This is a genomic window from Winslowiella toletana (assembly GCF_017875465.1).
In the GTDB taxonomy this organism is placed as follows: Bacteria; Pseudomonadota; Gammaproteobacteria; order Enterobacterales; family Enterobacteriaceae; genus Erwinia; species Erwinia toletana.
The window spans coordinates 710,926-736,437 of sequence record NZ_JAGGMQ010000001.1 but is presented as its reverse complement, the minus strand read 5'-3'; the positions used below and the strand labels follow the sequence as shown (position 1 = coordinate 736,437).

General features: G+C 55.4%; 16 protein-coding genes. 6 read left to right on the top strand and 10 right to left on the bottom strand.

Annotated elements, in window-relative coordinates; translation table 11 throughout:
* Positions 1–17: 17 nt before the first annotated feature.
* The 6 genes from baeR to J2125_RS03480 form a co-directional block, all read right to left on the bottom strand.
* On the bottom strand, positions 18–722 hold the full coding sequence (gene baeR / locus J2125_RS03505) for an envelope stress response regulator BaeR (RefSeq protein ID WP_017800261.1): 705 nt from the start codon (positions 720–722) through the stop codon (positions 18–20).
* A gap of 10 nt (positions 723–732) precedes the next feature.
* Positions 733–2,115, bottom strand: coding sequence for an envelope stress sensor histidine kinase BaeS (baeS, locus tag J2125_RS03500; protein WP_017800260.1), 1,383 nt, complete (start codon positions 2,113–2,115; stop codon positions 733–735).
* Positions 2,112–3,524: an MFS transporter gene (mdtD, locus tag J2125_RS03495; protein ID WP_017800259.1), complete on the bottom strand. Its 1,413-nt coding sequence runs from the start codon at positions 3,522–3,524 to the stop codon at positions 2,112–2,114. Before mdtD ends, baeS begins: the two co-directional genes overlap by 4 nt.
* A 108-nt stretch (positions 3,525–3,632) precedes the next feature.
* Complete coding sequence (gene mdtC, locus J2125_RS03490; RefSeq protein ID WP_017800258.1) at positions 3,633–6,710, bottom strand: multidrug efflux RND transporter permease subunit MdtC; 3,078 nt, start codon at positions 6,708–6,710, stop codon at positions 3,633–3,635.
* Positions 6,707–9,829 carry an MdtB/MuxB family multidrug efflux RND transporter permease subunit gene (locus J2125_RS03485; protein ID WP_017800257.1) on the bottom strand — a complete coding sequence of 1,041 codons (3,123 nt, stop codon included), beginning with the start codon at positions 9,827–9,829 and terminating at the stop codon, positions 6,707–6,709. The genes mdtC and J2125_RS03485 overlap by 4 nt, the downstream gene beginning before the upstream one ends.
* Positions 9,829–11,049, bottom strand: a complete 1,221-nt coding sequence (locus J2125_RS03480) for an MdtA/MuxA family multidrug efflux RND transporter periplasmic adaptor subunit (RefSeq protein ID WP_017800256.1) — start codon at positions 11,047–11,049, stop codon at positions 9,829–9,831. The genes J2125_RS03485 and J2125_RS03480 overlap by 1 nt, the downstream gene beginning before the upstream one ends.
* Positions 11,050–11,334: 285 nt before the next feature.
* Here J2125_RS03480 and J2125_RS03475 point away from each other — a divergent pair, with 285 nt between their 5' ends.
* Entirely contained in the window at positions 11,335–12,294 is a 960-nt protein-coding gene (locus J2125_RS03475) for an aldo/keto reductase (RefSeq protein WP_017800255.1), read from the top strand.
* Positions 12,295–12,300: 6 nt separating this feature from the next.
* Here the strand turns inward: J2125_RS03475 and yegD are convergent, their stop codons facing one another.
* The 3 genes from yegD to J2125_RS03460 all read right to left on the bottom strand — a co-directional run bounded on the left by yegD (position 12,301) and on the right by J2125_RS03460 (position 17,886).
* A complete protein-coding gene (yegD, locus tag J2125_RS03470) occupies positions 12,301–13,650 on the bottom strand; it encodes a molecular chaperone (protein ID WP_017800254.1) in 1,350 nt (449 codons plus the stop codon).
* 102 nt (positions 13,651–13,752) lie between these two features.
* Complete coding sequence (locus J2125_RS03465) at positions 13,753–17,097, bottom strand: diguanylate cyclase (protein WP_017800253.1); 3,345 nt, start codon at positions 17,095–17,097, stop codon at positions 13,753–13,755.
* Between the two features lie 141 nt (positions 17,098–17,238).
* The gene (locus J2125_RS03460) at positions 17,239–17,886 is read right to left on the bottom strand and encodes a phosphatase PAP2 family protein (protein ID WP_017800252.1); all 648 of its coding nucleotides are present in this window, start codon (positions 17,884–17,886) and stop codon (positions 17,239–17,241) included.
* Positions 17,887–18,170: 284 nt separating this feature from the next.
* Here J2125_RS03460 and udk point away from each other — a divergent pair, with 284 nt between their 5' ends.
* Genes udk through asmA form a run of 3 tightly spaced genes read left to right on the top strand, consistent with a single transcriptional unit; the run spans position 18,171 to position 21,300 of the window.
* A complete protein-coding gene (udk, locus tag J2125_RS03455; protein ID WP_026111595.1) occupies positions 18,171–18,812 on the top strand; it encodes a uridine kinase in 642 nt (213 codons plus the stop codon).
* A gap of 33 nt (positions 18,813–18,845) precedes the next feature.
* Entirely contained in the window at positions 18,846–19,427 is a 582-nt protein-coding gene (dcd, locus tag J2125_RS03450; RefSeq protein WP_017800250.1) for a dCTP deaminase, read from the top strand.
* Between the two features lie 34 nt (positions 19,428–19,461).
* The gene (gene asmA / locus J2125_RS03445; RefSeq protein WP_026111594.1) at positions 19,462–21,300 is read left to right on the top strand and encodes an outer membrane assembly protein AsmA; all 1,839 of its coding nucleotides are present in this window, start codon (positions 19,462–19,464) and stop codon (positions 21,298–21,300) included.
* Between the two features lie 70 nt (positions 21,301–21,370).
* Here the strand turns inward: asmA and J2125_RS03440 are convergent, their stop codons facing one another.
* A complete protein-coding gene (locus J2125_RS03440) occupies positions 21,371–22,948 on the bottom strand; it encodes a TerC family protein (RefSeq protein ID WP_017800248.1) in 1,578 nt (525 codons plus the stop codon).
* 987 nt (positions 22,949–23,935) lie between these two features.
* Here J2125_RS03440 and J2125_RS03435 point away from each other — a divergent pair.
* Entirely contained in the window at positions 23,936–25,066 is a 1,131-nt protein-coding gene (locus J2125_RS03435; RefSeq protein WP_017800247.1) for a polysaccharide export protein, read from the top strand.
* A gap of 5 nt (positions 25,067–25,071) precedes the next feature.
* Positions 25,072–25,500, top strand: a complete 429-nt coding sequence (locus J2125_RS03430) for an arsenate reductase/protein-tyrosine-phosphatase family protein (RefSeq protein WP_026111593.1) — start codon at positions 25,072–25,074, stop codon at positions 25,498–25,500.
* Positions 25,501–25,512 lie beyond the last annotated feature (12 nt).

The window sequence follows — 25,512 nt, the reverse complement described above, 5'->3', positions numbered from 1 at the left end:
ATGTAAATTGACGTGGATCAAACCAGGCGACAGATATCCGCTTCCCAGCGGTAGCCCATACCGTAGACCGCGCGAATAAATGGCTGCTCACTGTCGAGCGCTTCCAGCTTACGGCGCAGATTTTTAATATGGCTGTCGATGGTGCGGTCAGTCACCACGCGATAATCGTCATACAGATGATTCAGCAGCTGCTCGCGTGAGAACACCTTGCCCGGTTCCTGCGCCAGAGTTTTCAGCAGGCGAAACTCGGCCGGGGTCAGATCCAGCGGGCGATCGCGCCAGCTGGCGTGAAAGCGCCCCTCATCGACCACCAGCAGTGAGGCTTTCTGCACCTCTTCCGGCGAGCTTTTTACCCGCCGCAGAATGGTTTTCACCCGCGCCACCACTTCGCGTGGGCTGAAAGGTTTGCAGATATAGTCATCCGCACCGATTTCCAGTCCCAGCAGCCGATCAATCTCTTCGGTTTTGGCGGTGACGATGATCACGGGCAGTTCAGAAAAACGGCGGATTTCACGGCACAGCGTCAGGCCGTCGGTACCGGGCAGCATCAGATCCAGCAGGATCAAATCGGGAGGGGTCTGCTGCACATAGCTGATGACCTGAGCGCCATCGGCAATATGATGGGTGCGGTAGTTCGAAGCCTGCAAATAATCGATTAACAGCTGGGCCAGTTTCGGCTCGTCTTCCACTACCAGAATCATCGGTTCGTGATATTCAGTCATCTTCTCATATTCAGTTGGAGTCAGGCGGCAAGATTACCGTAATACGCAAGCCGCCCAAATCAGAGTGGTCTGCACTGAGTGTACCACCATGGGCTTCGACAATGTTTTTGCAGATCGCCAGCCCCAGCCCGGAGCCGCCGCTGGCGCGATTGCGTGAACTTTCCGTACGGTAAAAGCGCTCAAAAATCTGCTGCCGCTGCTCATCGCTGACGCCCGGCGCGCTGTCATCAAAATGTAGCAGCATTTTACCGGGCTGTTGTTGCAGCGAAATTTTCAGCCCGCCACCGGCATCGGTATAGCGCAGGCTGTTTTCCATCAGATTGCTGAACAGTTGCATCAGGCGATCGGCATCGCCAAACAGCGGCGCTTGCTGCGGCAGCGACAGGGTTAAGGATAGCTGACGGCTGGCAAAGCGGGCGCGGAAACTTCCGGCGACCACTTCCAGCAGCGAGACCACATCGGTGGCGGCTTTGCGGTAAGCCAGCGCGCCCTCATCCGACAGCGACAGCTGATGTAAATCGTCCACCAGTTTGGTCAGCGTCACCACTTCCGCCTGTAGCGAAGCGATAGCCTCCGGGGTCAGCTTACGCACGCCATCCTGCATCGCTTCCAGTTCACCGCGCAGGATCGCCAGCGGCGTGCGCAGTTCATGGGAGATATCGGCCATAAAGGCGCGGCGCATACTCTCGTTTTTCTCCAGTGAGCTGGCCAGCCGGTTAAAGTCCTGCGCCAGCCGTCCCAGTTCATCACGGCTGCCGACCTCAACGCGGGTGGCGAAATCACCGGCCGCCAGATGATGGGTGCCTTCGACCAGCCGCTTAACCGGCGCCAGCAGGCCGCGCGACATCAGCCAGGTAACGGCGGCGGCTAACAGCGTCGACAGACCGACAATCAGCCAGCTGGTGCGCCGCTGTTGCTGGTCAAAGTTAATATCGGTGCTGCGGGTAATGCGCTCGGACGGCGAGCCAATCACCCAGCCAACCACTTTATTATTGCTGGTGGTGATATTGCGCCGGGTGCCTTCCTGCGGGACTGGCGCACGCGGTCCCACCAGCACGCGATACTGCTGGTCGATAATCCAGAACTGGGTGCGCCAGCCGTGCGGCGGCAGCGAATTACTGGCATCCGGATTCTGCTCCAGCGAGCGCAAAATGGTAAATACCAGCTTGTTATTGTTACGCAGAAAATCCCAGCTGCCGTGCTGCTCATACTGATCGGCCAGTGCATCACTGAGCAGCGCCAGACGCTGCTCATTGCCGCGCTTAATATAATCAATAAAGCCATGTTCAAAACTGAGACGTACGCCCCAGTGCATAATAATCAGCACCAGCATGCAGGTGGAGAAGATGGCGAGGAACAGTTTGGCGCTGATGCCGATACGCATTTTTCTCATGGTTGGTTTTTTCTCCTGCGCGCGAGCGTCACATTTTTGCTGATATCCGTGGGCACCCGCCAGAACACCAGCGCTGGCAAGATAATCACCAGCGCCATACAGAGGTAGGTATAGATAAAGGTCTGATGCGCCATGGCGCTGTCGGCCACCGCATGATGGCCAAAAGCGCCAAGCAGCAGGCCCGCCACCGTCACGCCGATACTCATCGACAGCTGCTGCACCATCGACATCAGACTGTTGCCGCTGGAGGCCAGCTCATCCGGCAGATCTTTCAGCGTCAGGGTATTCATCGCCGAGAAGCGTATCGCATTGACCATCCCCTGTAAGAACAGCACCAGCGGCAGCAGCCAGAACCAGCCCAGCAGCGCCACCAGCGGGAACAGCACCACCACCAGCGCCAGCGCGATGGTCGAGCCGGTCAGCACATTGCGATAGCCAAAACGATTGACGATCTGCACCACGATGCGTTTCATGCCCATATTGCCCAGCACCATCGGCATCATCATCAAACCGGCATGCAACGGGCTGTAACCCATACCAATTTGCAGAAACAGCGGCGTCATAAACGGCAGCATAGCGCTGCCGATGCGCCCGGTCAGGCTGCCAAGCAGGCCAATCGAGTAGATACGATTATCAAACAGTTTCAGGCTGAACAGCGCCCGGTCATTGCCGCGGGCATGCAGCAGATAGAACAGCAGCGAAAACATCCCCACCAGGATAAACATCCCCAGCAGCAGCGGTGAAATTCCCGAGCCGCGCGGACCATCCAGCGCCAGCGTCAGGGTCGCCATCCCGGCGGCCAGCAGCACAAAACCGAGGAAGTCAAAGCGTCTGGCGGGCAGGGTATAGTTGGGCATCAGGGTCATGGTGGCGATAGCGCCGATAATGCCGACCGGGATATTAATCAGGAAGATCCAGTGCCAGCTGGCATATTCCACCAGCACGCCGCCCAGCGCCGGGCCAATAAGCGGACCAATCTGGCCGGGCAGGGTAACAAAGGTCATCGCCGCCATATACTGGTCGCGCGGCACAATTTTCATCACCGTCAGGCGTCCGACCGGCACCATCATCGCACCGCCAACACCCTGCACCACGCGTGACATGACCAGCTGATCAAGGGTGCCGGAGAGGGCGCACAGCAGCGAACCCAGGCTGAACAGCAGGATGGCGACAAACAGGATATTGCGCACGCCAAAGCGGTCGGCCAGCCAGCCGCTGAGCGGCAGGGTGACCGCTACCGTCAGCACATAGGAGACGATCACCGAATGCATATTGAGCGGGCTGACGCCAAGATCGCGCGCCATCGACGGCAGTGCGGTGTTGACGATGGTGGTATCCAGCGTCTGCATAAAAAAGCCAAAAGCGACAATCCACAGCTGCCAGCGCACCGTCGCAGGGGTATTACTCATGGGAAATGGTTCCTGGATGTTTAAATACGGGCGGCGAAAACGCCGCGCCTACGGAATTGCAGATGCTCCATCGCAGGTGCAGCGTTTTCGCCGCCCGTGCCAATAATGTCATCCTTGTTCCGTCAGCTGGGGCTGATACGCCTTTTTCCGCCGCAGCTTATCCATAAACAGATAGACTACCGGCGTGGTATACAGCGTCAGCAGCTGGCTCATCACCAGTCCGCCGACAATGGTAATCCCCAGCGGCTGCCGCAGTTCCGCGCCATCGCCGCTGCTCAGCACCAGCGGTAACGCGCCGAGCAGGGCTGCCAGCGTGGTCATCAGAATCGGACGGAAACGCAACAGGCAGGCCTGATAAATGGCGTCGCGTGCGCTCAGATCGCCATTGCGCTGCGCCTCAAGCGCAAAGTCCACCATCATAATGGCATTCTTTTTCACAATACCAATCAACAACATAATACCAATCAGCGCGATCAGGCTAAAGGGCGCATCAAACAGCTCCAGCGCCAGCAGCGCGCCGACGCCCGCCGAGGGCAGGGTGGAGAGGATGGTCAGCGGATGCACATAGCTTTCATACAGAATGCCCAGCACGATATAGACGGTGGCGATGGCGGCCAGAATCAGCCATAGCTGGCTGTTTTGCGACTGCTGAAACGCCTGCGCGGTGCCGGCAAAGCTGCCGCGTACGCTGGCTGGCACCCCCAGTCCGGTAATGGTGCGATCGATAGCCTCGGAGGCTTCTGACAGCGATACCCCTTCCGGCAGGTTAAAGGAGATGGTGGTTGCCGCTGACAGCCCCTGATGATTTACCGACAGCGGCGCGTTGGCAGGCTGCCATCTGGCGAAGAACGACAGCGGCACTGGCTTGCCGTCGCTGTTTAGCACAAACATCTTCTCCAGCGCGCTGATATCCTGGGTATAACGCGGATCGACCTCCATCACCACTTTATACTGATTCAGCGGCTGATAGATGGTGGAGATTTGCCGCTGGCCAAAGGCGTTATTCAGCAGTCCGTTAACATCCGCCACGCTGATGCCAAGACGATACATACTTTCGCGATCGTAGGTGATCGCCATCTCCGAGCCTTTATCCTGCTGGTCGGAGTTTACATCGGCCAGCTGTGGCAGCGCGGCAAAGGCGCGGCGGATCTTCGGTTCCCATTCACGTAAGTCATCAAGATTATCCGACAGCAGCGAATACTGATATTCGGCGTTTGACTCACGTCCGCCGAGACGCAGATCCTGCATCGCCATCAGAAACAGGCTGGCGCCCGGCTCTTTCGCCAGTTTAGTGCGAAGTCGTGCAATCACCTGCTGCGAACTCTCGTTGCGTTCGGATAGCGGCTTCAGCGTAATAAACAGGGTGCCGCTGTTGGTGCGCGAGCCACCGGTAAAGCCGCTGACGTTGGTGACGGCCGGATCCTCACGCACAATCTTCATAAAATCTTCCAGTTTGCTGCGCATCGCCTGGAACGAGATGCTCTGATCGGCAGAAATATTGCCCATAATGCGGCCGGTATCCTGCTCCGGGATAAAGGTTTTCGGAATGGAAATATAGAGATAAACCGTCAGCGTGATGGTCGCCAGCAGCAGCAGCAGGGTCCAGCGCGCATGGTCCAGCACCCACTTTAGTGAAGAGCCATAACCCTGCTGGATCTTCAGCAGCAGCTTATTAAATCCACGAATACGCGGCTGGCTGCGCACCTGATGGCCTTTAAGCAGATACGCACACATCATCGGCGTCAGGGTGACGGAGATCGCCAGCGAAATCATAATCGCCACCGACAGCGTCACGGCAAACTCCTGGAACAGCCGTCCCACCATGCCACCCATCATCAGTAGCGGAATAAACACCGCCACCAGCGATACGCTCATTGATAACACCGTAAAGCCGACTTCGCGCACCCCTTGTAGCGACGCCTGCAACGGTTTCATACCGGCCTCGATATGGCGCGAGATATTCTCCAGCACCACAATCGCGTCATCGACCACAAAGCCGGTGGCGATGGTCAGCGCCATCAGCGACAGGTTATTCAGGCTAAAGCCGCACAGATACATGGCGGCAAAGGTGCCAATCAGCGATACCGGTACCGCCACCGCCGGGATCAGCGTGGCGCGTGCGGAGCCGAGAAACAGAAATACCACCAGAATCACCAGCGCGACGGCAATCACCAGCGACTGCTCCACTTCGGCCAGTGAGGCGCGAATCGTCGGTGAACGATCCTGCGCAGTATCCAGCGTAATCGAAGCGGGCATCATCTCGCGTAATTCCGGCAACTGCGCGCGGATGCGATCCACGGTTTGGATAATATTGGCTTCCGGCGATTTACGGATCAGCATCAGCACCGCCGGTCGCGCATTGGACATCCCGGCGTTGCGCACATCCTGTACGGAATCTTCGACGCTGGCGACATCCTGCAGGCGTACCGCGGCACCGTTGTTATAGTGCACGATCAGCGGCTGGTATTCGGCGGCGGTTTGCAGTTCATCATTGGTTTTTAACTGCCAGCGCTGCTGCTGATCTTCTGTCACCCCCTGCGGTTTTCGTACGTTGGCATTGGCAATTGCCGTGCGCACCGCATCCAGCGACACTCCCTGATTAAACAGCGCCTGCGGGTTAAGCGCCACACGCACCGCCGGTAACGAGCTGCCGCCAACCGCGACATCACCGACGCCGTCAATCTGCGATATTTTTTGCGCCAGCTGCGTTGAGGCAAAGTCATATATCTGACCCGCTGACCACACATCCGAGCTGAGCGCCAGAATAATAACTGGCGCATCCGAAGGGTTCGCTTTGCGATAGGTAGGACGGGCGGGCATACCGCTGGGTAGCAGCGCCTGCGCGGCATTGATTGCCGCCTGCACATCACGCGCAGCGCCGTTAATATCGCGGTCGAAATCAAACACCATAATAATGCGCGTGCTGCCCAGCGAACTGGTGGAGGTCATTTCACTGACCCCGGCGATACGGCCCAGCGAGCGTTCCAGCGGGGTCGCCACCGAGGAGGCCATGGTTTCCGGCGAAGCGCCCGGCAGAGAAGCGCTGATCATAATCACCGGATAATCGACCTGCGGCAACGGCGCTACCGGCAGCAGACGGAAACCCAGAAAACCGGCCAGCGCAATTGCCAGCGTCAGCAGAATGGTCGCTACTGGGCGGTGGATAAACAGCGCAAAGAACTTCACGACGCACTCTCCGGGCGTTTCAGACGACGGCGTGTGGCATGCGCCAGGCGGTCAAACAGCAGATAGATCACCGGGGTGGTAAACAGCGTCAGCACCTGGCTGACAATCAGGCCTCCGACCATCGCTACCCCCAGCGGATGGCGCAGCTCAGCGCCAACCCCGCTACTCAGCATCAGCGGCAGCGCCCCCAGCAGCGCCGCCAGCGTGGTCATCAGAATCGGGCGGAAACGCAGCAGACAGGCCTGATAAATTGCATCATATGGCGTCATCCCCTGCTCGCGCTCGGCGGCCAGCGCGAAGTCGATCATCATGATGGCGTTCTTTTTCACAATGCCGATCAGCAGAATAATGCCGATAATGGCAATCACATCCAGTTCATTGCCGCTCAGCATCAGCGCCAGCAGCGCGCCGACACCGGCGGAGGGCAGGGTGGAGAGAATGGTCACCGGATGGATAAAGCTTTCATACAGCACGCCGAGCACGATATACATCGCCACTACTGCGGCGACAATCAGCCAGACGGTACTGCCCAGCGCCGCCTGGAAGGCCAGCGTGCTGCCCTGGAACTTCGTCATAATATCTGACGGCATCGCCAGCTGCTGTTCGGCGGCGGTAATCGCCGCCACCGCTTCACCTAACGCATAGCCGTCGCTGACGTTAAACGAGAAGGTGGTCGAAGGGAACTGGTCGAGATGATTGATGGTCAGCGCACCGTGGCGCTGCTCAACGCGGGCAATGGCGCTGAGCGGCACGCTGCCGCCATCGCTGCTGGTAAGACGAATGGTGTCGAGCGCCGCCAGCCCTGGCGTATGCTGAATATCCTGCTCCAGCACCACCCGATACTGATTTGCCTGAGTATAAATCGTTGAAACCAGCCGCTGACCAAAGGCGTTATACAGTGCGTTATCCACATCCGCCATCGAAATACCGAGACGGCTGGCGCTGTCGCGGTCAACATTAACGTAAGCTTCCAGCCCCTGGTCCTGCCAGTCACTGCTGACATCCTGCAACTGCGGTAACTGATGCAGCCGCGCCAGCAGCTGCGGCACCCATTCACTCAGGGCATCGAGCGAACCGGCCTGCAAGGTGAACTGATACTGCGTGCGACTGAGCTGGGTATCAATGGTCAGATCCTGCACCGGTTGCAGATAGAGCGCGACGCCCGGCACCTTCGCTACTTCATCCTGCAGTCGTGCAATCACTGCCGGGATGCGATCATCGCGTTGATCCAGCGGCTTAAGGTTGATCTGTAAACGCCCGCTGTTGAGCGCCGGGTTGGTGCCATCGACGCCAACAAAGGAGGTCAGGCTCTGCACTGCCGGATCTTTCATAATAATCGACGCCACGGTTTGCTGTCGTTGCGCCATATTGGCATAAGAGACCGACTGCGGCGCCTGCAAAGTGCCCTGAATAATGCCGTTGTCCTGCAGCGGGAAGAAGCCTTTCGGGATCAGCGTCCACAGCAGCAGGGTTAACAGCAGGGTGCCGATCGCCACGCTTAGGGTCAGCCACTGATGATTGAGCACCTTTTGCAGCAGACGACCATAAGCGGCAATAATGCGTTCAAACATCGCCTCACTGGCGCGCGAAAAACGGTTCTGTTTACGCAACGATTCGGCGCTCAGCATCCGCGCGCACATCATTGGCGTCAGGGTCAGCGACACTACGGCTGAAATCAGAATCGCCACCGCCAGGGTAACGGCAAATTCGCGGAACAGTCGCCCGACGATATCGCCCATAAACAGCAGCGGGATCAGCACGGCGATCAACGAAATGGTCAGCGAGATAATGGTAAAGCCAATCTCCCCGGCCCCCTTCAGCGCCGCCGCCAGCGGTTTTTCGCCTTTTTCGATATAGCGTGAGATATTCTCAATCACCACAATCGCATCATCGACGACAAAGCCGGTGGCGATGGTCAGCGCCATCAGCGTCAGGTTGTTGATTGAGAAGTCGAGGAAATACATCACCGCAAAGGTGCCGACCAGCGACAGCGGCACTGCCACCGCCGGAATAATGGTGGCGGGCACGTTGCGCAGAAACAGATAGATAATCATCACTACCAGCGCCATCGCCAGCATCAGCTCCATCTGCACGTCATGCACCGAGGCGCGAATATTGGTGGTGCGATCCGACAGCAGCTGCACATCGACCGATTTTGGCAGCGAAGCGGTCAGCGCTGGCAGCATCTGCCGAATACTGTCCGCGGTGGTAATAATATTAGCGCCAGGCTGGCGCTGTACATTCAGCACAATGGCCTGCTGGCGGTTGGCCCAGGCGCCAAGCCAGCTATTTTCCGCGCCCTGTTCGACGGTGGCGACATCACCCAGTCGCACCGCTGCGCCATTCTGGTACGCCACGATCAGCTGGCGATAATCTTCCGCCGATTTCATCTGATCGTTGGCGGAGAGAGTAACGGAACGTTCCGGGCCATCAAGGCTGCCTTTCGCCGAGTTAACGTTGGCGTTACTGATGGCGGTACGCACCTTTTCGCTGTCGAGGCCCAGTGCACCGAGCGCCTGCGCATTCAGCTTCACCCGCACGGCCGGACGCTGGCCGCCGGAAAGTGTCACCAGACCGACGCCGGAGACCTGCGAGATTTTCTGCGCTACTCGTGTTTCCACCATATCCTGCACTTGCGTCATCGGCATGCTGGTGGTGGTGACCGCGAGGGTCATAATCGGCGGATCCGCCGGATTGACTTTACTGTAGACCGGGGGATTAGGCAGATCGGAGGGTAGCAGGTTGGTCGCGGAGTTTATCGCCGCCTGCACTTCCTGTTCGGCGACATCCAGCGGCAGCGTTAACTGGAACTGTAAGGTGACCACCGATGCGCCGCCAGCGCTCTGCGATGACATTTGCTTCAGCCCGGACATCTGGCCAAACTGGCGCTCCAGCGGCGCGGTAATTGCCGAAGTGACAACATCGGGACTGGCGCCGGGATAGAGAGTGACCACCTGAATTGTCGGGTAGTCGACTTCCGGCAATGCCGATACCGGCAGCGCGCGATAACCGATAATGCCCGCCAGCAGAATCGCCACCATTAACAGCGTGGTGGCTACCGGCCGCAGAATAAACTGCCGTGAAGGCCCGCCGCTGGCGTTGGGAGGCATCACCTGCATCAGGAACGCTCTCCTTTAGCCGGTTGCGCGGTTTTCCCGGCAGGCAGCGGCGTGGTTTGCGGCGCCACCACTTCGACGCTCGCGCCTTCCGTCAGGCGATCAAGGCCGTCGGTAACCACGCGTTCCCCGGCGTCAAGTCCTGCTTTAATCACCACCTGTTTGCTGTCCTGCGTGCCGACGCTCACCAGTTTTTTGCTGACTTTATTCTCGCTGTTTACCACCCAGACAAAGTGGCCCTCGTTGCCCATCTGCAACGCGGCAGCCGGGATCACAATGGCGTCATGCAGGGTGTTGACCTTCAGGCGGGCATTAACAAACTGGTTGGGAAACAGCTGATCGTCGCTATTGGTGAAGCGCGCTTTCAGCTTGATGGTGCCGGTGGTGCTGTCGATCTGATTATCCAGGCTGAGCAGCGTGCCCTCGGTGATTTTTGTGCTGTTACTGCGATCCCAGGCTTCCACCAGCAGCGACTGGCCGCTTTTTTGCGCCTGCAATATCGGCGTGATGCTGCTTTCCGGCAGGCTGAAGACCACATCAATCGGGTGAGTCTGGGTGATCACCACCAGACCGGTAGTATCACCGCTGGTGATATAGTTGCCGATATCGACCTGCTTCAGGCCAACGCGGCCGGCAATCGGCGCGGTGATACGGCTGTAAGTCAGATTCAGCTGGGCGCTGGCCACGCTACCCTCATCGGCTTTAATCGTGCCGAGGGTTTCGCTGACCAGTGAACGTTGGGTATCCAGCTCCTGCTGCGATACCAGGCTGGTTTTCGCCAGCTTTTCAAAACGCGCCAGATCGCGGCGTGCATTGGCCAGTGTCGCCTGGTCTTTCGCCAGCTGGCCCTGCGCCTGCGTCAGCGCCACCTGATAAGGGCGCGGATCGATCTCCGCCAGCAGCTGACCCGCCGTCACCTGCTGACCTTCAGTGAAGTGCAGCGCCATCAGCTCGCCATCGACGCGGCTGCGCAGGGTGACGGTGCTGGCGGCGCTAACGGTGCCGAGTCCGGCAAGATATTGCGGTACGCTCTGCTTCAGCGCGCTGCTGGCCTGCACCGGCGCCAGCGCAGCGGAACGGCGTCCACCTTTACCACGTTGCTGCTGCTGAGGCTGTGCGCCACTTTCTGCGCCAGTTGAACTGCTGTGCTGCCACCACCAGAATGCACCGGCGGCAATCACTACGATAACAGCAAGGGTCAGTGTCGTTTTTCGGGCATTCATAAGGATGGGTTGCTCTCCAGCTGTGTGGCCAGGCATTCACGCGGATTAAAAAAAACCGGCAATCCGCAAAAACAGTAGTGTAGTCATCTGCTACGGTACAAAAATGAAGGAATTAAGGATAACTGTATAGTTTGGTTGTGTCGCGGCGATTGTACTGCCGCTGCCTGCGAAAATTCCGGATTAAGCGTAACTGAAATTGTTTCACCAGAATTGCGCAAAGCGCGGCGAAAAAAGTTTGCTAAGCTCACTGACGCACAGGAAAAACCCCTTTCAGGAGAAAAAAGTATGAGTCAGTTAACCGAACGCCAGCTTGGCCGCAGCGAACTTCAGGTACCTCCGCTTACTTTTGGTGGCAATGTATTTGGCTGGACCATCGACCAGACCACCTCCTTTTCCCTGCTGGATGCACTGGTAGAGAAGGGACTCAATTTTATTGATACGGCTGATGTTTACTCACGCTGGGCGCCAGGCAATCAGGGCGGCGAATCAGAAACCATTATCGGTAACTGGTTAAAGCGTAGCGGTAAACGTGAGCAGATTGTACTGGCGACCAAAGTCGGGATGGAAATGGGGCCAGCAAAAAGCGGGCTGGCGGCGAACTATATTCGTCAGTCGGTAGAAGATTCGCTGCGCCGTCTGCAAACCGATTATATCGATCTCTATCAGGCCCATCGTGACGATCAGGATACGCCGCTGGCTGAAACCCTCGCGACCTTTGACGCGCTGGTGAAAGAGGGCAAAGTACGGGCAATTGGCGCCTCTAATTATAGTGCTGAGCGCCTGGCGGAAGCGCTAAAAGTCAGTAAAGAGCATAATCTGGTGCGCTATGAGACGCTGCAACCGGAATATAACCTTTATGATCGTCAGGGCTATGAAAACGGTCTGCAACAGCTGGCGGTTGAGCAGGAGCTGGGAGTAATTAACTACTATTCACTGGCCAGCGGTTTTCTCAGTGGTAAATACCGTACGCCGCAGGATGCCAGTAAAAGTAAACGTGGTGATGGCGTGGTGCAAAAGTATCTTAACCCGCGCGGGCTGAAGATTCTGGCCGCACTGGATCAGATTGCTGATGGCCGTGGCGTCAGCCAGACGCAGGTTGCGCTGGCGTGGCAGATCGTACAGCCGGGGATTAGCGCGCCGATTGTCAGCGCGACTTCGCTTGAACAGCTGGAAGAGCTGGTGAAAGCGGCCAGTCTGAAGCTGAATATTGCCGAGATTGAACAGCTGACCGAAGCCAGCCGTTAATCAGTTTCAGAACATCACCTGCGCCCAGCGCGCGAGACCGGCGGTTACGGAACCAAAATCATCGCCGGTGGCCAGCGGGATATCCGGCAGTTGCTGCTGCAATGCCTGACGCAGCAGCGGCGAGCGGGCGCTACCCCCGGTAAGATAGATCACATCAGGACGGGTGCCGCTGGTGGCTAACGCCAGTTTCACCTGCTCCTGAATGCGGGCTAACGGCTGCGCAATCGCCGCCTGCAATCCTTCTACACTGATTTCACTGCTGAGCAATGGTTCGATAAAGCCGAGCGCAGCGGTGGTCTGATTGCTGTCCGACAGCGCAATTTTGCTCTCTTCGGCGGTACGCACCAGACGATAACCCAGGCGTTGCTGCCACACTTTCAGCAGGCGTTTTACCACCGCAGGCTGCTCCGCATCGCGAATCAGATCCTGCAGCTGCTTACCGCTGGCGGCGGCATAAAAATCACTTTGCGCCGGAACATCATTAATGGCGACGGCATTCCACCATGGCAGCGCCGGCAGACCAGTCCCTTTTTGCGTCTGACCGCCAAGGCCGAGATGCGGCATCAGCTCTTTAAACGCCAGCATAATATCGAGATCGTTACCGCCGACGCGGCAACCGCTGTGGCCGAGTAAACTGGCGCTGCGTTCCGCTTTGGCGTGCCATTGCGGGCCCATCAGCAGCATACTGCAGTCGGTAGTACCACCGCCGATATCGACCACCAGCACCCGCGTCTCCTGTTGCAGAGTGGCTTCAAACTCTAAGCCCGCGGCGACTGGTTCAAACTGGAAGATCACGTCGCGGAAACCGGCGCGATGCGCAGCGCGCTCAAGGATCCCCTGCGCCTGCTGGTTGGCGTCGTCGCCGCCTGACCCCTGAAAGTTAATCGGACGACCAATCACCGCCTGTTCAATCTGGCTACCCAGCTGGCCTCCGGCAGTCTGGCGGATATGCAGCATCATCGCGCACACCAGATCTTCGAACAGCGCAAGCTGCTGTGGCTTCAGGCCGCTGGCGCCGAGGAAGGATTTCGGTGATTTAACGAACCATACCTCTTCCGGATCAGCCATATACTGCGCCAGCGATGCCAGACCAAACTGCACGCTGTCTGGATTGACCTCAATATCTTCTTCGCGGTTAAAAGCGATGGCGCGGCGCAACAGCGCCTGGTTTTCCGCCTCCGGCGTGGCAACCTGATGGTGGCGGAACAGCCATTCGCTGATCGCTTCACGGGTTGGCGCGCATAACATTGAGGGCAACCAGGGCGAGTTATTTTCCAGTGGCAACAGACGTGGCGCGCCATTTTCCATCACTGCTACCGAGCAGTTAGCCGTGCCGTAATCGAAACCAATAAACATGGTTACCCTCCCAATGTCGAAAAAAGGGGGCGACTTTAGCGCAGCCCGTGGAACATGGCAAACGGTATCTGACCTGTTTCAGATCAACGCTGGCAGGGACAGTTATTTGCTGGCGAAATAGCTATCGGACAACAGGGCGCTCAGCGTTTCGCTGCTGCTAATCGCTTCGCCCCAGACGACATTGACGCCGATAGTCGCCAGCGTGGCCAGCGCTACCGGCAATTTTACCGGGCCTGCCATGGTGGCGATATTCAGCCGCTGCGCATGGCCGTGAATGACCGACACCATCATCTCATCCATCAGATTGCAGTGGACGTTGGCAATCAGATCGGCGCTGAACATCAGATAGTCAATTTCGTCGGCGTGCAGCACATTGAAGGCGTCAAGGTTACGACCAAAATTGCACAGAATGATGCCGCAGCCGAGCTTGCGCAAACGGGCAACGTTGGCATGCAGACCCTCATGCTGCTCCAGCAAGGCATCGGCCTCCGGCATAAACCACAGCAGATTGCCGTTGACCTTACCGCTGCTGATAGTGGCGACCAGCTCATCAATAAAGGCGTTATCTTTTAAACTATATCCGCAGAGTGGCAGGGCAATGCCAGTCGATTTACTGGCGATCCCCTCGGCATAATCGGCATAGAAGCTGTTGATCACTTTACGATCCAGCGCGATATGCTGCTGTGACTCGTGCAGGCTGGCGCGGAACTCGGCTTCATCAACCACCTGTCCGGTGCTGGAGAACAGTTGCAGCTCCGCCAGCCAGAAACTGACCGACTGGGTTTTACGTGGCGGCGCGACTGCCCGCGCCAGTAAGCGCAACGGACTATCATTAATAATGTGCACTATTTCGTCATCGGTTATCACCGGACGCAGCTGGGGTTGCAGCCGTGCTTCATACACTGAAATCTGGCCGCGCCCACTGTGCTTGGCGTTGTAACAGGCGAGATCCGCCTGCGCCATTACGTCGCTGCTGCTGCAGTTGTCGCGCCGGATTTGCGTTAATCCGGCGCTGGCACCGACGCGATACTGCCGTCCTTCCCACAGGAAACGGTATTCATTAATGCTGGTGACCAGACGCTGCACCACCTCTTTAGCGTGATCGAGCGCGCAGTCACTGAACAGTAAACCAAACTCATCACCGCCAAGGCGCGCCAGCAGATCGCTGCTGCGTAGCTGCGACTGCATCAATTTGCCCAGTTCACGCAACAGGGCGTCACCCGCAGCATGCCCAGCCGTATCGTTAATCGCTTTAAAACGATCCAGATCGATAAAGATCAGTACATGTTGCTGCTGATGTTCGCTGGCGGAAACCAGCAGCCGCTTCAGCTGATGTTCAAAACTGGAACGGTTGGGCAGACGCGTCAGCATATCGTGCGAGGCGCTGTAGCTGAGGCGTTTTAACATTTCCCGTGATTCACTGACATCATGAATCACCATCACACTGCCTTTACTGCGTCCGGCGAGGGTTTTCAGCGGGGTGATACTGTAATGAATATCAAACTGCTCGCCGCTGGCATTATGCAGCACCAGATCGTGATCGAAGTCAGGCGTGGTTTTTACCGCCGGTAAATCGCACAGCAGCAGGCTCTCCATTTCCGGGCCGTCTCTGCCGTGAGTGATATGCAAAATGGTGCTGAGATGCTTACCGGCGGCGGAAGACTGTGACCAGCCGCTGATGCGTTCGGCGACCGGATTCATAAAGGTCACCAGCATATCTTCGTCGGTACTGATAACCGCTTCACCAATCGAGTCGAGGGTGATCAGCATGCGCTCTTTTTCCTGGAACAGCGCATCGTTAAGCGCGCGCACTTCGGTAATATCCTGCGCCACGCCCAGCATGCGCTCAATATGGCCTTCGCGGCTGAGTATACGGTTAGCCTGCGAGCGAATATAACGAATCCCTCTGGCGCTGAAGACGCGGTATTCGACATTCAGGGTTTCCTGCTGATCCAGCGCACGCTGCACCGCTTCCGCCGCCATTTCGCGATCTTCCGGCACAATGCGTGACAGCCAGAAGTCATAGGTGGGACGTTCGCCGTTGCGCAGTTCGAAGATTTCATACATTTGCTTATCCCAGCTAATCATGTCATCAACGAAATTCCACTCCCAGACGCCAATGCCGCCGGCTTCATTGGCCAGCGTAATCCGCTCCATTAGCAGGCGGTTGACCTCAGTCGACCGTTTCAGCTCGGTGATATCTTCAATTTGCGAAATAAAGTAGAGCGGATTTTGCTCAGCGTCGCGCGACATCGAGACCGACAAGCGTGCCCAGACAATCTGGCCATCTTTGCGATAGTAGCGTTTCTCCATGGTGTAGGTTTCAATCGAACCTTCATGCATAGCGCTGAACTGTTCAAGGTCGGCATTCAGATCGTCAGGATAGGTAATCTGCTGAAAGGAGAGACGTTGCAGTTCGTCAGGCTCATAGCCAAGAAACTGGCACAGCGATTTGTTTACCTTCATCAGGACGCCTTCGGTGGAGACCAGCGCCATACCGATCGCCGAATGCTCCATGGCGCTACGGAAACGGTTTTCGCTGTCGCTGATATTCCTGCGCTCTTCCTGGAAGGCGTACATCACCATGGTCATCATATGGCTGGGGATCAGCGCCAGCAGAAACGGCAGCCAGGGCGCGGTGGCGATAAAGGCCTGGCTGACACCAACCCCGCGCAGATCCAGTAAATGGAGCGCCAGCATCAGTGACATCATGGCGATATTGGCGAGGTAGACTAAAAAAGCTTCGAGCCGCGGCAGGCGCACTGCGCTCCAGAACAGAATCACGATGACAAAGGTAAAAGGCCATGGCAAAAAGCGTAGCGCGATATAGCTTAGCGCCAGCGTGACCACAAGGATAATCGCCGCCTCAATACGCGCCGGTCTGCGCAGCTGTTTGCGGAAGTAGCCAGATTGCCACAGCAGCGCCACCGGGCCGAGCGACAGCATGCCGATCACTTCTGAAATCACCCAGGTGATAAAAAAGTGCAGGGTGGTGGTGTGGGTTTGAGGTAATAACGCGCTGGCCATTAAGCCGCCCAGTAATGGGGTGAGCACGCCCACCGCCAGCATCATTTTGTACCAGCTGGTCAGCGAGTTTAGCGGATTCTGGCGGTCCAGCAGCAGACGCAGCAAAAAACCGCCGATCAGCGCCTGCAGCAAATTGACCATCGGGAAAGTAATACTGGCGCTGGAGGGGCCAAAGATTAGCGCATTAGCCACGATAACGGCGACCATGCAACACAGCAGAATCGGCGGCAGCGCGCGGGCAGGATAACGGAATATCACCACAGTCATTAACGCGGTAGGAAACCACAGCGGTGATATATGTCCACTGATCATAATCAGTTCAAGACAGAATAGCGTCAGCAGAAAGCTTAATGCTCCCAGAATGAAAGCTGTGCGCCAGAGTGGCGTGGTATGTCGGAAGGGTAAAATATCTGTCGTCATCAACGGTTCCAGCTGCGTGCCTGAGAGCCGAACAGGCCGAATCTATCACAATAATTAATCTATTTGCATGCTAGCACATCCGTTGTGCAATGCCTGTGGCAAATCAAATTTATGCGTTATTCGACCGATTGACGGCGCTTTTCAGCGCCATTCATTGACAGAGTGGGACTGACGCGCCTGTTTGAGCATCTCGTGGCGGGTCCAGGGTTTCTCTACCCCGGCAATTTTGGTGGACAGTTGCGCGAGGAAATCTTGTGTACCGGCAATGCGGCCATGGCCTAACAGCAACAGTGGCAACAGCAGCGCGACGCCCAGTTGCATCACGCTAAAGCTTTTCAGGTGGGCGCTGCGCTGCGAGACTAAAAATGCGCTACTGAGCGTATACCCAAGCAGTAAGCCGCTAATCACTTCACTGGTGGAGTGCGCATGCAGCACCAGCCGCGACAGCCCGACCAGCAGTGGGATCAGATAACCAACACCAATCGCCATCGCACGCCAGAACAGCGGCAGACGGCCAGTAAGCAGCCACAGCATCACCGGCCACAGGGTGGCGGACATCGCGCTATGGCCGCTGAAACCAGTAAAATTAAAGCGCGCGCTGCCTATACCGAAGCCCATAAAAGCGATTTTCGACACACTGACAATTAACCCGGCCAGACAGAAAGTGGTGATCCAGAACCATACGGCGCGCCGATCGTCGTTTTTCCACGGCATCACCAGCGCAATAATCACTGCGGTGGGGATCAGCAGCATACTGTCACCGAAATAGGTTAACGTTCTCCAGGACATAGATTTCCTTGTTAATTGCACGGTTACTGCAGGCCGGACGGTGCGGAATCGATCAAATGCGGATAAATAACATCCGAATACCGGCTAAGTAGTTTACTGGTGAACGGTGTTTTTCCCTAAAGGGAAAGTCTGAAAAGCCGGATGCTGCTTTTTTCTGGCATCAAATCCGCTAAATCCCTATAATTGCCAGCGAATCACCCCTCTCATTCCTGACCAGTCAATAGGGCCGGGCACTGTAGTGCTGCCTTATCGATTTGTCACATAGTTATCAGGTCTTTAATTATATGACTGACAAGTCTCACCAATGCGTCATTGTAGGAATCGCAGGCGCTTCAGCGTCGGGTAAAAGTTTAATTTCCAGTACCCTGTACCGTGAAGTGCGTGACCAGGTTGGCGACGAACATATCGGCGTGATCCCGGAAGATTGCTACTACAAAGACCAAAGCCACCTCACCATGGAAGAGCGGGTTAAAACCAACTACGACCATCCCAGTGCGATGGACCACAATCTGTTACTGCAACATTTGCAGATGCTGAAGTCCGGTCAGGATATTGAACTGCCGGTTTACAGCTATGTTGATCACACCCGCACCAAAGAGACCATCCATCTTAAGCCGAAAAAAGTGATTATCCTTGAAGGCATTCTGCTGCTGACCGATGCGCGCCTGCGTCAGGAGATGAATTTCTCGATTTTTGTCGATACGCCGCTGGATATCTGCCTGATGCGCCGTATGAAGCGTGATGTGAATGAGCGCGGGCGTTCCATGGACTCGGTGATGGCGCAATATCAGAAGACGGTACGCCCGATGTTTCTGCAATTCATTGAGCCTTCCAAGCAGTATGCTGACATTATCGTGCCGCGCGGCGGCAAAAACCGTATCGCGATTGATATTCTGAAAGCGAAGATTAATCAGTTCTTCGAATAACATGCCTTTAATCCGTTCAGGGAGTAGACGACGATGAGATTATGCGACCGCGACATCGAAGCCTGGCTTGACAGTGGCAAGCTGGACATTACGCCACGTCCGCCGCAGGAGCGCATCAGCGGCGCCACTGTGGATGTGCGCCTCGGCAATAAATTTCGCACCTTTCGCGGTCATACCGCTGCCTTTATTGACTTAAGCGGTCCTAAAGATGAAGTCAGCGCCGCGCTGGATCGCGTGATGAGCGATGAAATTGTGCTGCCGGAAGGGGAGGCTTTCTACCTGCATCCTGGCGAGCTGGCGCTGGCGGTGACCTATGAATCCGTCACCCTGCCTGATGATCTGGTAGGCTGGTTAGATGGCCGTTCTTCGCTGGCGCGACTAGGATTGATGGTTCACGTTACTGCACACCGTATTGATCCCGGCTGGCAGGGGCGTATTGTGCTGGAGTTCTATAATTCCGGTAAGCTGCCGCTGGCGTTACGTCCGGGGATGCTGATTGGCGCGCTGAGTTTCGAACCACTTTCAGGTCCGGCCGCGCGTCCGTATAACCGTCGTCAGGATGCGAAATACAGGGATCAGCAGGGCGCGGATGCCAGTCGGATTGACAAAGATTAATAGCCTGGGTGTTCAGGTGAAATAAGAGGGTCGGATGAGAAGATTGATTACCGCGCTGGGCATTTTGCTGGTGGTGATTGTGGCAGGAATGTCCGCGCTGGTACTGCTGGTGAATCCCAACGATTTTCGTGCCTATATGGTTCAGCAGGTTGAACAGCGTAGCGGCTATAAGCTGACGCTGGAAGGCGATCTGCGCTGGCACGTCTGGCCACAGCTGAGTATTCTCGCCGGCCGTATGTCCATTACCGCGCCCGGGGCGCAGCAACCGCTGGTTGCTGCGGAAAATATGCGCCTCGATGTTAATCTTCTGCCGTTATTCTCCCATCAGCTCAGCGTCAAACAGGTGATGCTGAAAAATGCGGTGGTGCGCCTGACGCCGGAAAGTGATGCGCAGCGTCCGCAGGATGCACCGGTTGGCCCTTCTGACACGCCTGCGCCTGAAGCAGTTAGCGGCTGGAAATTTGATATTGGCCAGTTGCAGGTGGTGGACAGTTTGCTGGTCTGGCAGCAGGCTGGCGGCGAACAGATCAATTTCCGCGATATTAATCTGGATCTGTCACAGGACGATCGCAAACAGGCGCGCGTGGAGCTAAGCACCCGCGTCAGCCGTGACCAGCGTGAACTGCAGCTGGCGCTCAAAGGCGATATGAATGTGGCGCAGTATCCGCAGCAGCTTACCGGCAATATTCAGCAGTTAAGCTGGGAGTTAAAAGGCGCCGATCTGCCGCCGCAGGGTCTGAAAGGTGAGGGCAGTTTACTGGCCGAATGGCTGAATGATCGCCAGCAATTTACGCTGAAAAATCTGGCGCTATCGGTTAACGACAGTCAGCTGAACGGCACGATATCCGGCAAACTGGGCGCGGTGCCGAATCTGAATATCGATCTGCATTCCGCGAAGCTGGATGTGGATGCGCTGACCGGCCATGATCCCGCTGCGCAGGGAGAGAATAGTCCAACGGCACAGGCCCAGCTTTCCGGTCGCGCGCCGGTGATTTCCCAGCCAGCCGATCGCAACAGCGCCAACACGCCGCTTAATGATTTTACCGCAGAGGTAAAAATGCAGATCGATGCCTTGCGCTGGCGCGGCATGGATTTTAATCAGCTGATGTTTGCCGCCCGTAATGATCGTGGCCAGATTGCGATTAATACTCTGAGCGGCAAATCAGGCAGCGGTGATTTCTCGGTGCCGGGCATCATTAGCCTGAGCGGAGCGCAGAGCAAAGTGGCGTTTCAGCCACAATTGCATGCGATTGAACTTGCCCCGTTGTTAAAAGGCTTTGAATTACCGGAAACCGTCAGCGGCAAGCTGTCGATGGCGGGTAATCTGCGTGGCAATGGCTTAAGCGTCGCCGACTTTAAGCAAAACTGGCGCGGTAATGCCGAAATCAGCATGGATAATGCACGGCTGGCCGGTCTTAACTTCCAGCAGATGGTGCAGCGCGCTGTAGAGCGCAGCAGCGATCAGGTGCGTGGTAGCGCCAGTGAAGCCAACTATACCGAAGTTCAGCAGTTAAAAGGTTCGCTGCAGCTGGATAATGGATCCATGGCGCTGGTCAACCTGCAAGGGCGCTCTGCGCTGCTCGATCTGGCAGGGAAAGGGGTTATCGATCTTGATAAACAGCAGTGCGATATTACCTTTAATATTAAAGTGATCAGCGGCTGGCAGGGAGATAATGCGCTGGTGCAGACACTAAGCAATACCGCCGTGCCGCTGCGTCTGTACGGGGCATGGGATGGACTGCAATATTCGCTGCCGGTCGATCAGCTGTTGCGTAAGCGTATTCAGGATGAAGCGAAATCGCGGCTGAATAACTGGATCCAGCGTAATCCGGACAGCAAATATAACGATGATGCGAAGAAGTTACTGAAGTAGGGGCGGCGTTCTCGCCGCCCGTGTTGCGGATGTGCACAATGGCAGGGGCGGCGTTTTCGCCGCCCGCCAACTACACCTCGTAATCCGGTTCCGGCATATTCACCGGGATAATCTGTACTTTCTGCACGCGGTGGCTTTCAACCTGCAAAGTGCGGAACAGATAATCACCAATCTGCACCTCCTCTCCTTCCTGCGGAATACGTTGCAGATGCTCCATCAGCAGCCCGGCGATGGTGTGGTATTCGCGTTTCTCATCCAGCGGTAACGCCAGATACATCACCAGGTCATCCAGTGGCATATAGCCGTTGGCGGTCCAGCTGCCATCCTCGTTCTGCATAATGTCATGACGCGCATCCAGCTCCTCATTTTCATTCGGCAGATTTCCGGCGATGGTTTCCATCACGTCACTGAGCGTTACCACTCCTTCGACCGAACCAAATTCATCGACCACAAACGCAAAGTGCGTGCGCGCGCTGCGGAACTGCTCCAGCGCCTGCAACAGCGGTAACTGTTCAGGGAAGATAAGCGGCTGACGGATCAGCGCCCGCAGGTCGAGTGAGTTCTCATGCAACGACTGGTGCAGCAGATCGATGATATGCACCACACCCAGCGGTTCATCACTGTTATCGGTGATAATAATGCGCGTGTGCTGATTACGGTCCAGCTGCGCCATAATCTCTTCCGGCGGATCACTGAGGTCAATATTTTCAATATCATGGCGCGAGGTCATAATGCTACTGACGCTGCGTTGTCCCATGCCCAGCACCCGGGCGATCATCAGCCGTTCCTGCTTATTGAAAATACCATTGCTCTCATGGTGATCGGCCACCAGTGAAGAGGTTTCCGCATCCAGTTCGGCATTCTCATGATGACCACGCAGCAGGCGCAGCACGGCTTCCGCGGTGCGTTTGCGCAGCGGTAGTTTTGCTGACAGGAAGCGGCGGCGATTAAAATGCGCCAGCTGGTTCAGACTTTCGATAATCACTGAGAAGCCGATGGCGGCGTAGAGATAGCCTTTGGGAATATGGTAACCAAAACCATCAGCCACCAGACTAAAGCCAATCATTAACAGAAAACTGAGGCACAGGATGACGATCGTCGGATGGCTGTTCACAAAACGCGTCAGCGGTTTGCTGGCCAGCAGCATCAGGAAAATCGCCACAATCACTGCGGCCATCATCACCGCAAGGTGATCGACCATACCAACCGCAGTGATCACCGAATCCAGCGAAAACACGGCATCCAGTACGACGATCTGTGCCACGACCGGCCAGAAGCGCGCCCCGCGTTTCTGCGGATTTTGCTCCTCGTCTTTGCCCTCCAGCCGCTCATTAAGCTCCACCGTGGCTTTAAATAGCAGAAATACCCCGCCGACCAGCATAATCAGGTCACGTGCGCTAAAAGGGTGCCCCACAATGGTGAAAATCGGCGCGGTAAGGGTCGCGAGCCAGGAGATAGAGGCCAGCAGCAACAGCCGCATAACCAGAGCCAGCAACAGACCAGTGACGCGCGCGCGGTCACGCTGTGCCGGTGGCAGTTTCTCCGCCAGAATGGCGATAAAGACGAGGTTATCAATGCCTAAAACCAGCTCCAGCACGATAAGCGTGACCAGACCGGCCCAAATTGAAGGATCAGCGATCCATTCCATACGACGTAATTTACCTTATTGCAGAACATTAATCAGATTAATGCTGATAGTGAAGTGAGAATAGCCAGAATGCAATGCAGTATAAGATAATTCCTAAAATAAATTCAATTGCACTGGCACTAAGATGTTAGCTCCATAAAGGGGCATGGAAATTGTATAACCATTCTACGCCTTTATATGGTCTGTGCATTTATAACCGGTGGAAATTACAGCAAACAAAGATTGAAATCGCAAAAATATTATTATCAACATGGATTACTCTGGAAATCGCCCGCTTTGCGGTTTTATGTAAGTATTTGAAAAATAACATTTAAATTTTGATTTTGTTAGTCTTATTCTGAAAGTGCCCTGGTTTTGCATACTCAAGCTTGTAACGAACGATCAATAGTATAAAAATCTAGCCATAACATTAGTCGCCAGTTACTGATTACCTCTGTCTGATTGACAGTAGTGATTACCAAAAGTTTTATTGGCGATTTTTAAGCTCGGGTAATAAAAGCTCACTTATTCGTCACTCACAAATAGCACTGTTCCGGATTTAACAGCATTGGTAGCTGAAAGCCAGGGGCGGTAGCGTGCTTAAAATCGACGATGTATATTAAATAATGCACGTCAACATAAATATCGTTAATTGCGCTATTTTAAGATTAATGCCAGTTAAATCTGCGGAATTAACCTTTTCTTACTGAACTCAGCTACCTGTTTACGGTAATAAGTTCGGGAAAAATCAGGGGATTCGGAGAGTTACAGCTTGTCGGCGCGCCGCATGTTGCTACACTTCCCCTGGTCCGGTGGTGTGAATCTTGTCAAAACTCTTAAAAGGCTGCATTAAGTCAGCAACTTTTGTGCGCAATTTCGAGGGCGAATATCTGATGACGGAACGAGAATAGTTGGGGATAAAGCTGGACGTGGGTGAGACACGATTCACGAACACTTTGCGGCATTGACCGCTTTAGACAATAAATCAGCAATAGCGATGATAATTCAATGATGAAATCAAAACTCAAGTTGGCACCCTTGCTGGTGTCGATAACACTTATCAGTGGCTGTACCATTGTTCCAGGCCAAGGCGTTTCAACCAGCGGTAAGGATGTTATTAAACAGCAAGATGCTGATTATGATATTGATAAAATGGTCAATGTCTTCCCGATGACGCCAATGCTGATTGAGCAGATGCGTCAGGCGCCGGTCACCGCGCGACCGAACCCTCAGCTCGACCAGGAGCTGGCTGCCTATGAATACCGTATCGGTGTGGGCGATGTGCTTAGCGTTACCGTCTGGGATCATCCGGAGTTAACCACGCCAGCGGGTCAGTATCGTAGCGCCAGTGACACCGGCAACTGGGTCCACTCTGACGGCACGATTTTCTATCCTTATATTGGTAAGGTTAATGTCGTCGGCAAAACCATTCAGCAAGTCCGCAATGAAATTCAAAACCGCCTGACCACCTATATTGAAAGTCCGCAGGTTGACGTCAATATCGCCGGTTTCCGCTCGCAGAAAGTCTATGTGACTGGTGAAGTCGGCACCTCCGGGCAGCAAGCCATCACCAACATTCCGCTGACGGTTCTTGACGCCATCAACCGCGCAGGCGGTATGGGTCAGAATGCTGACTGGCGTAATGTGGTGTTGACGCATAACGGTCGTGAACAGCGTATTTCGTTGCAGGCCCTGATGCAGAACGGCGATCTGACGCAGAACCGTCTGCTCTATCCGGGCGATATTCTCTATGTGCCGCGTAACGATGACCTGAAAGTCTTTGTTATGGGTGAAGTGAATAAACAGCAGACGCTGAAGATGGACCGCAGCGGGATGACGCTGACCGAGGCGCTGGGTAATTCAGAAGGTCTGGATCAGACCGCCGCCAATGCTACCGGCGTATTTGTTATCCGTCCTAACCGTGGACAGGGCGGCAAAATGGCCAACATCTATCAGTTAGATACCTCTGATGCGACCGCGATGGTGATGGGAACTGAGTTCCAGTTGCAGCCTTACGACATTGTCTATGTCACCGCAACGCCGTTGACCCGTTGGAACCGTGTTATCAACCAGTTGCTGCCAACAATTAACACACTTCGTTACGGGGTCAGCACTACTCAACAACTGCATAACTGGTAATGAGTATGTTTGATTCAATTTTGATTGTCTGTGTTGGCAATATTTGTCGGTCGCCTACTGCTGAGAGATTACTTAAACAGTATGCGCCCGACAAAGTGATTACCTCGGCAGGCATTAGCGCGATGGTGGGTCACTCTGCCGATAAACGTGCGACTGAGGTGGCCTCAAAGCATCAACTTTCGCTTGATGGGCATATTGCACGTCAGTTAAAACCGGAACTTTGCCATAACAGCGACCTTATCCTGGTTATGGAACGGAATCATATTGATGCTGTATGTCAGGTATCTTCTCAAGTAAGAGGAAAAGTTATGCTTTTCGGACACTGGTTGTCGAAGGAAATACCCGATCCTTATCGGAAGAGTGAAGAATATTTTCAGTCCGTGTATTTGCTCTTAGATCAATCCGCACAAAAGTGGGCTCAGGCACTTAACTAATAAATCAGGGAC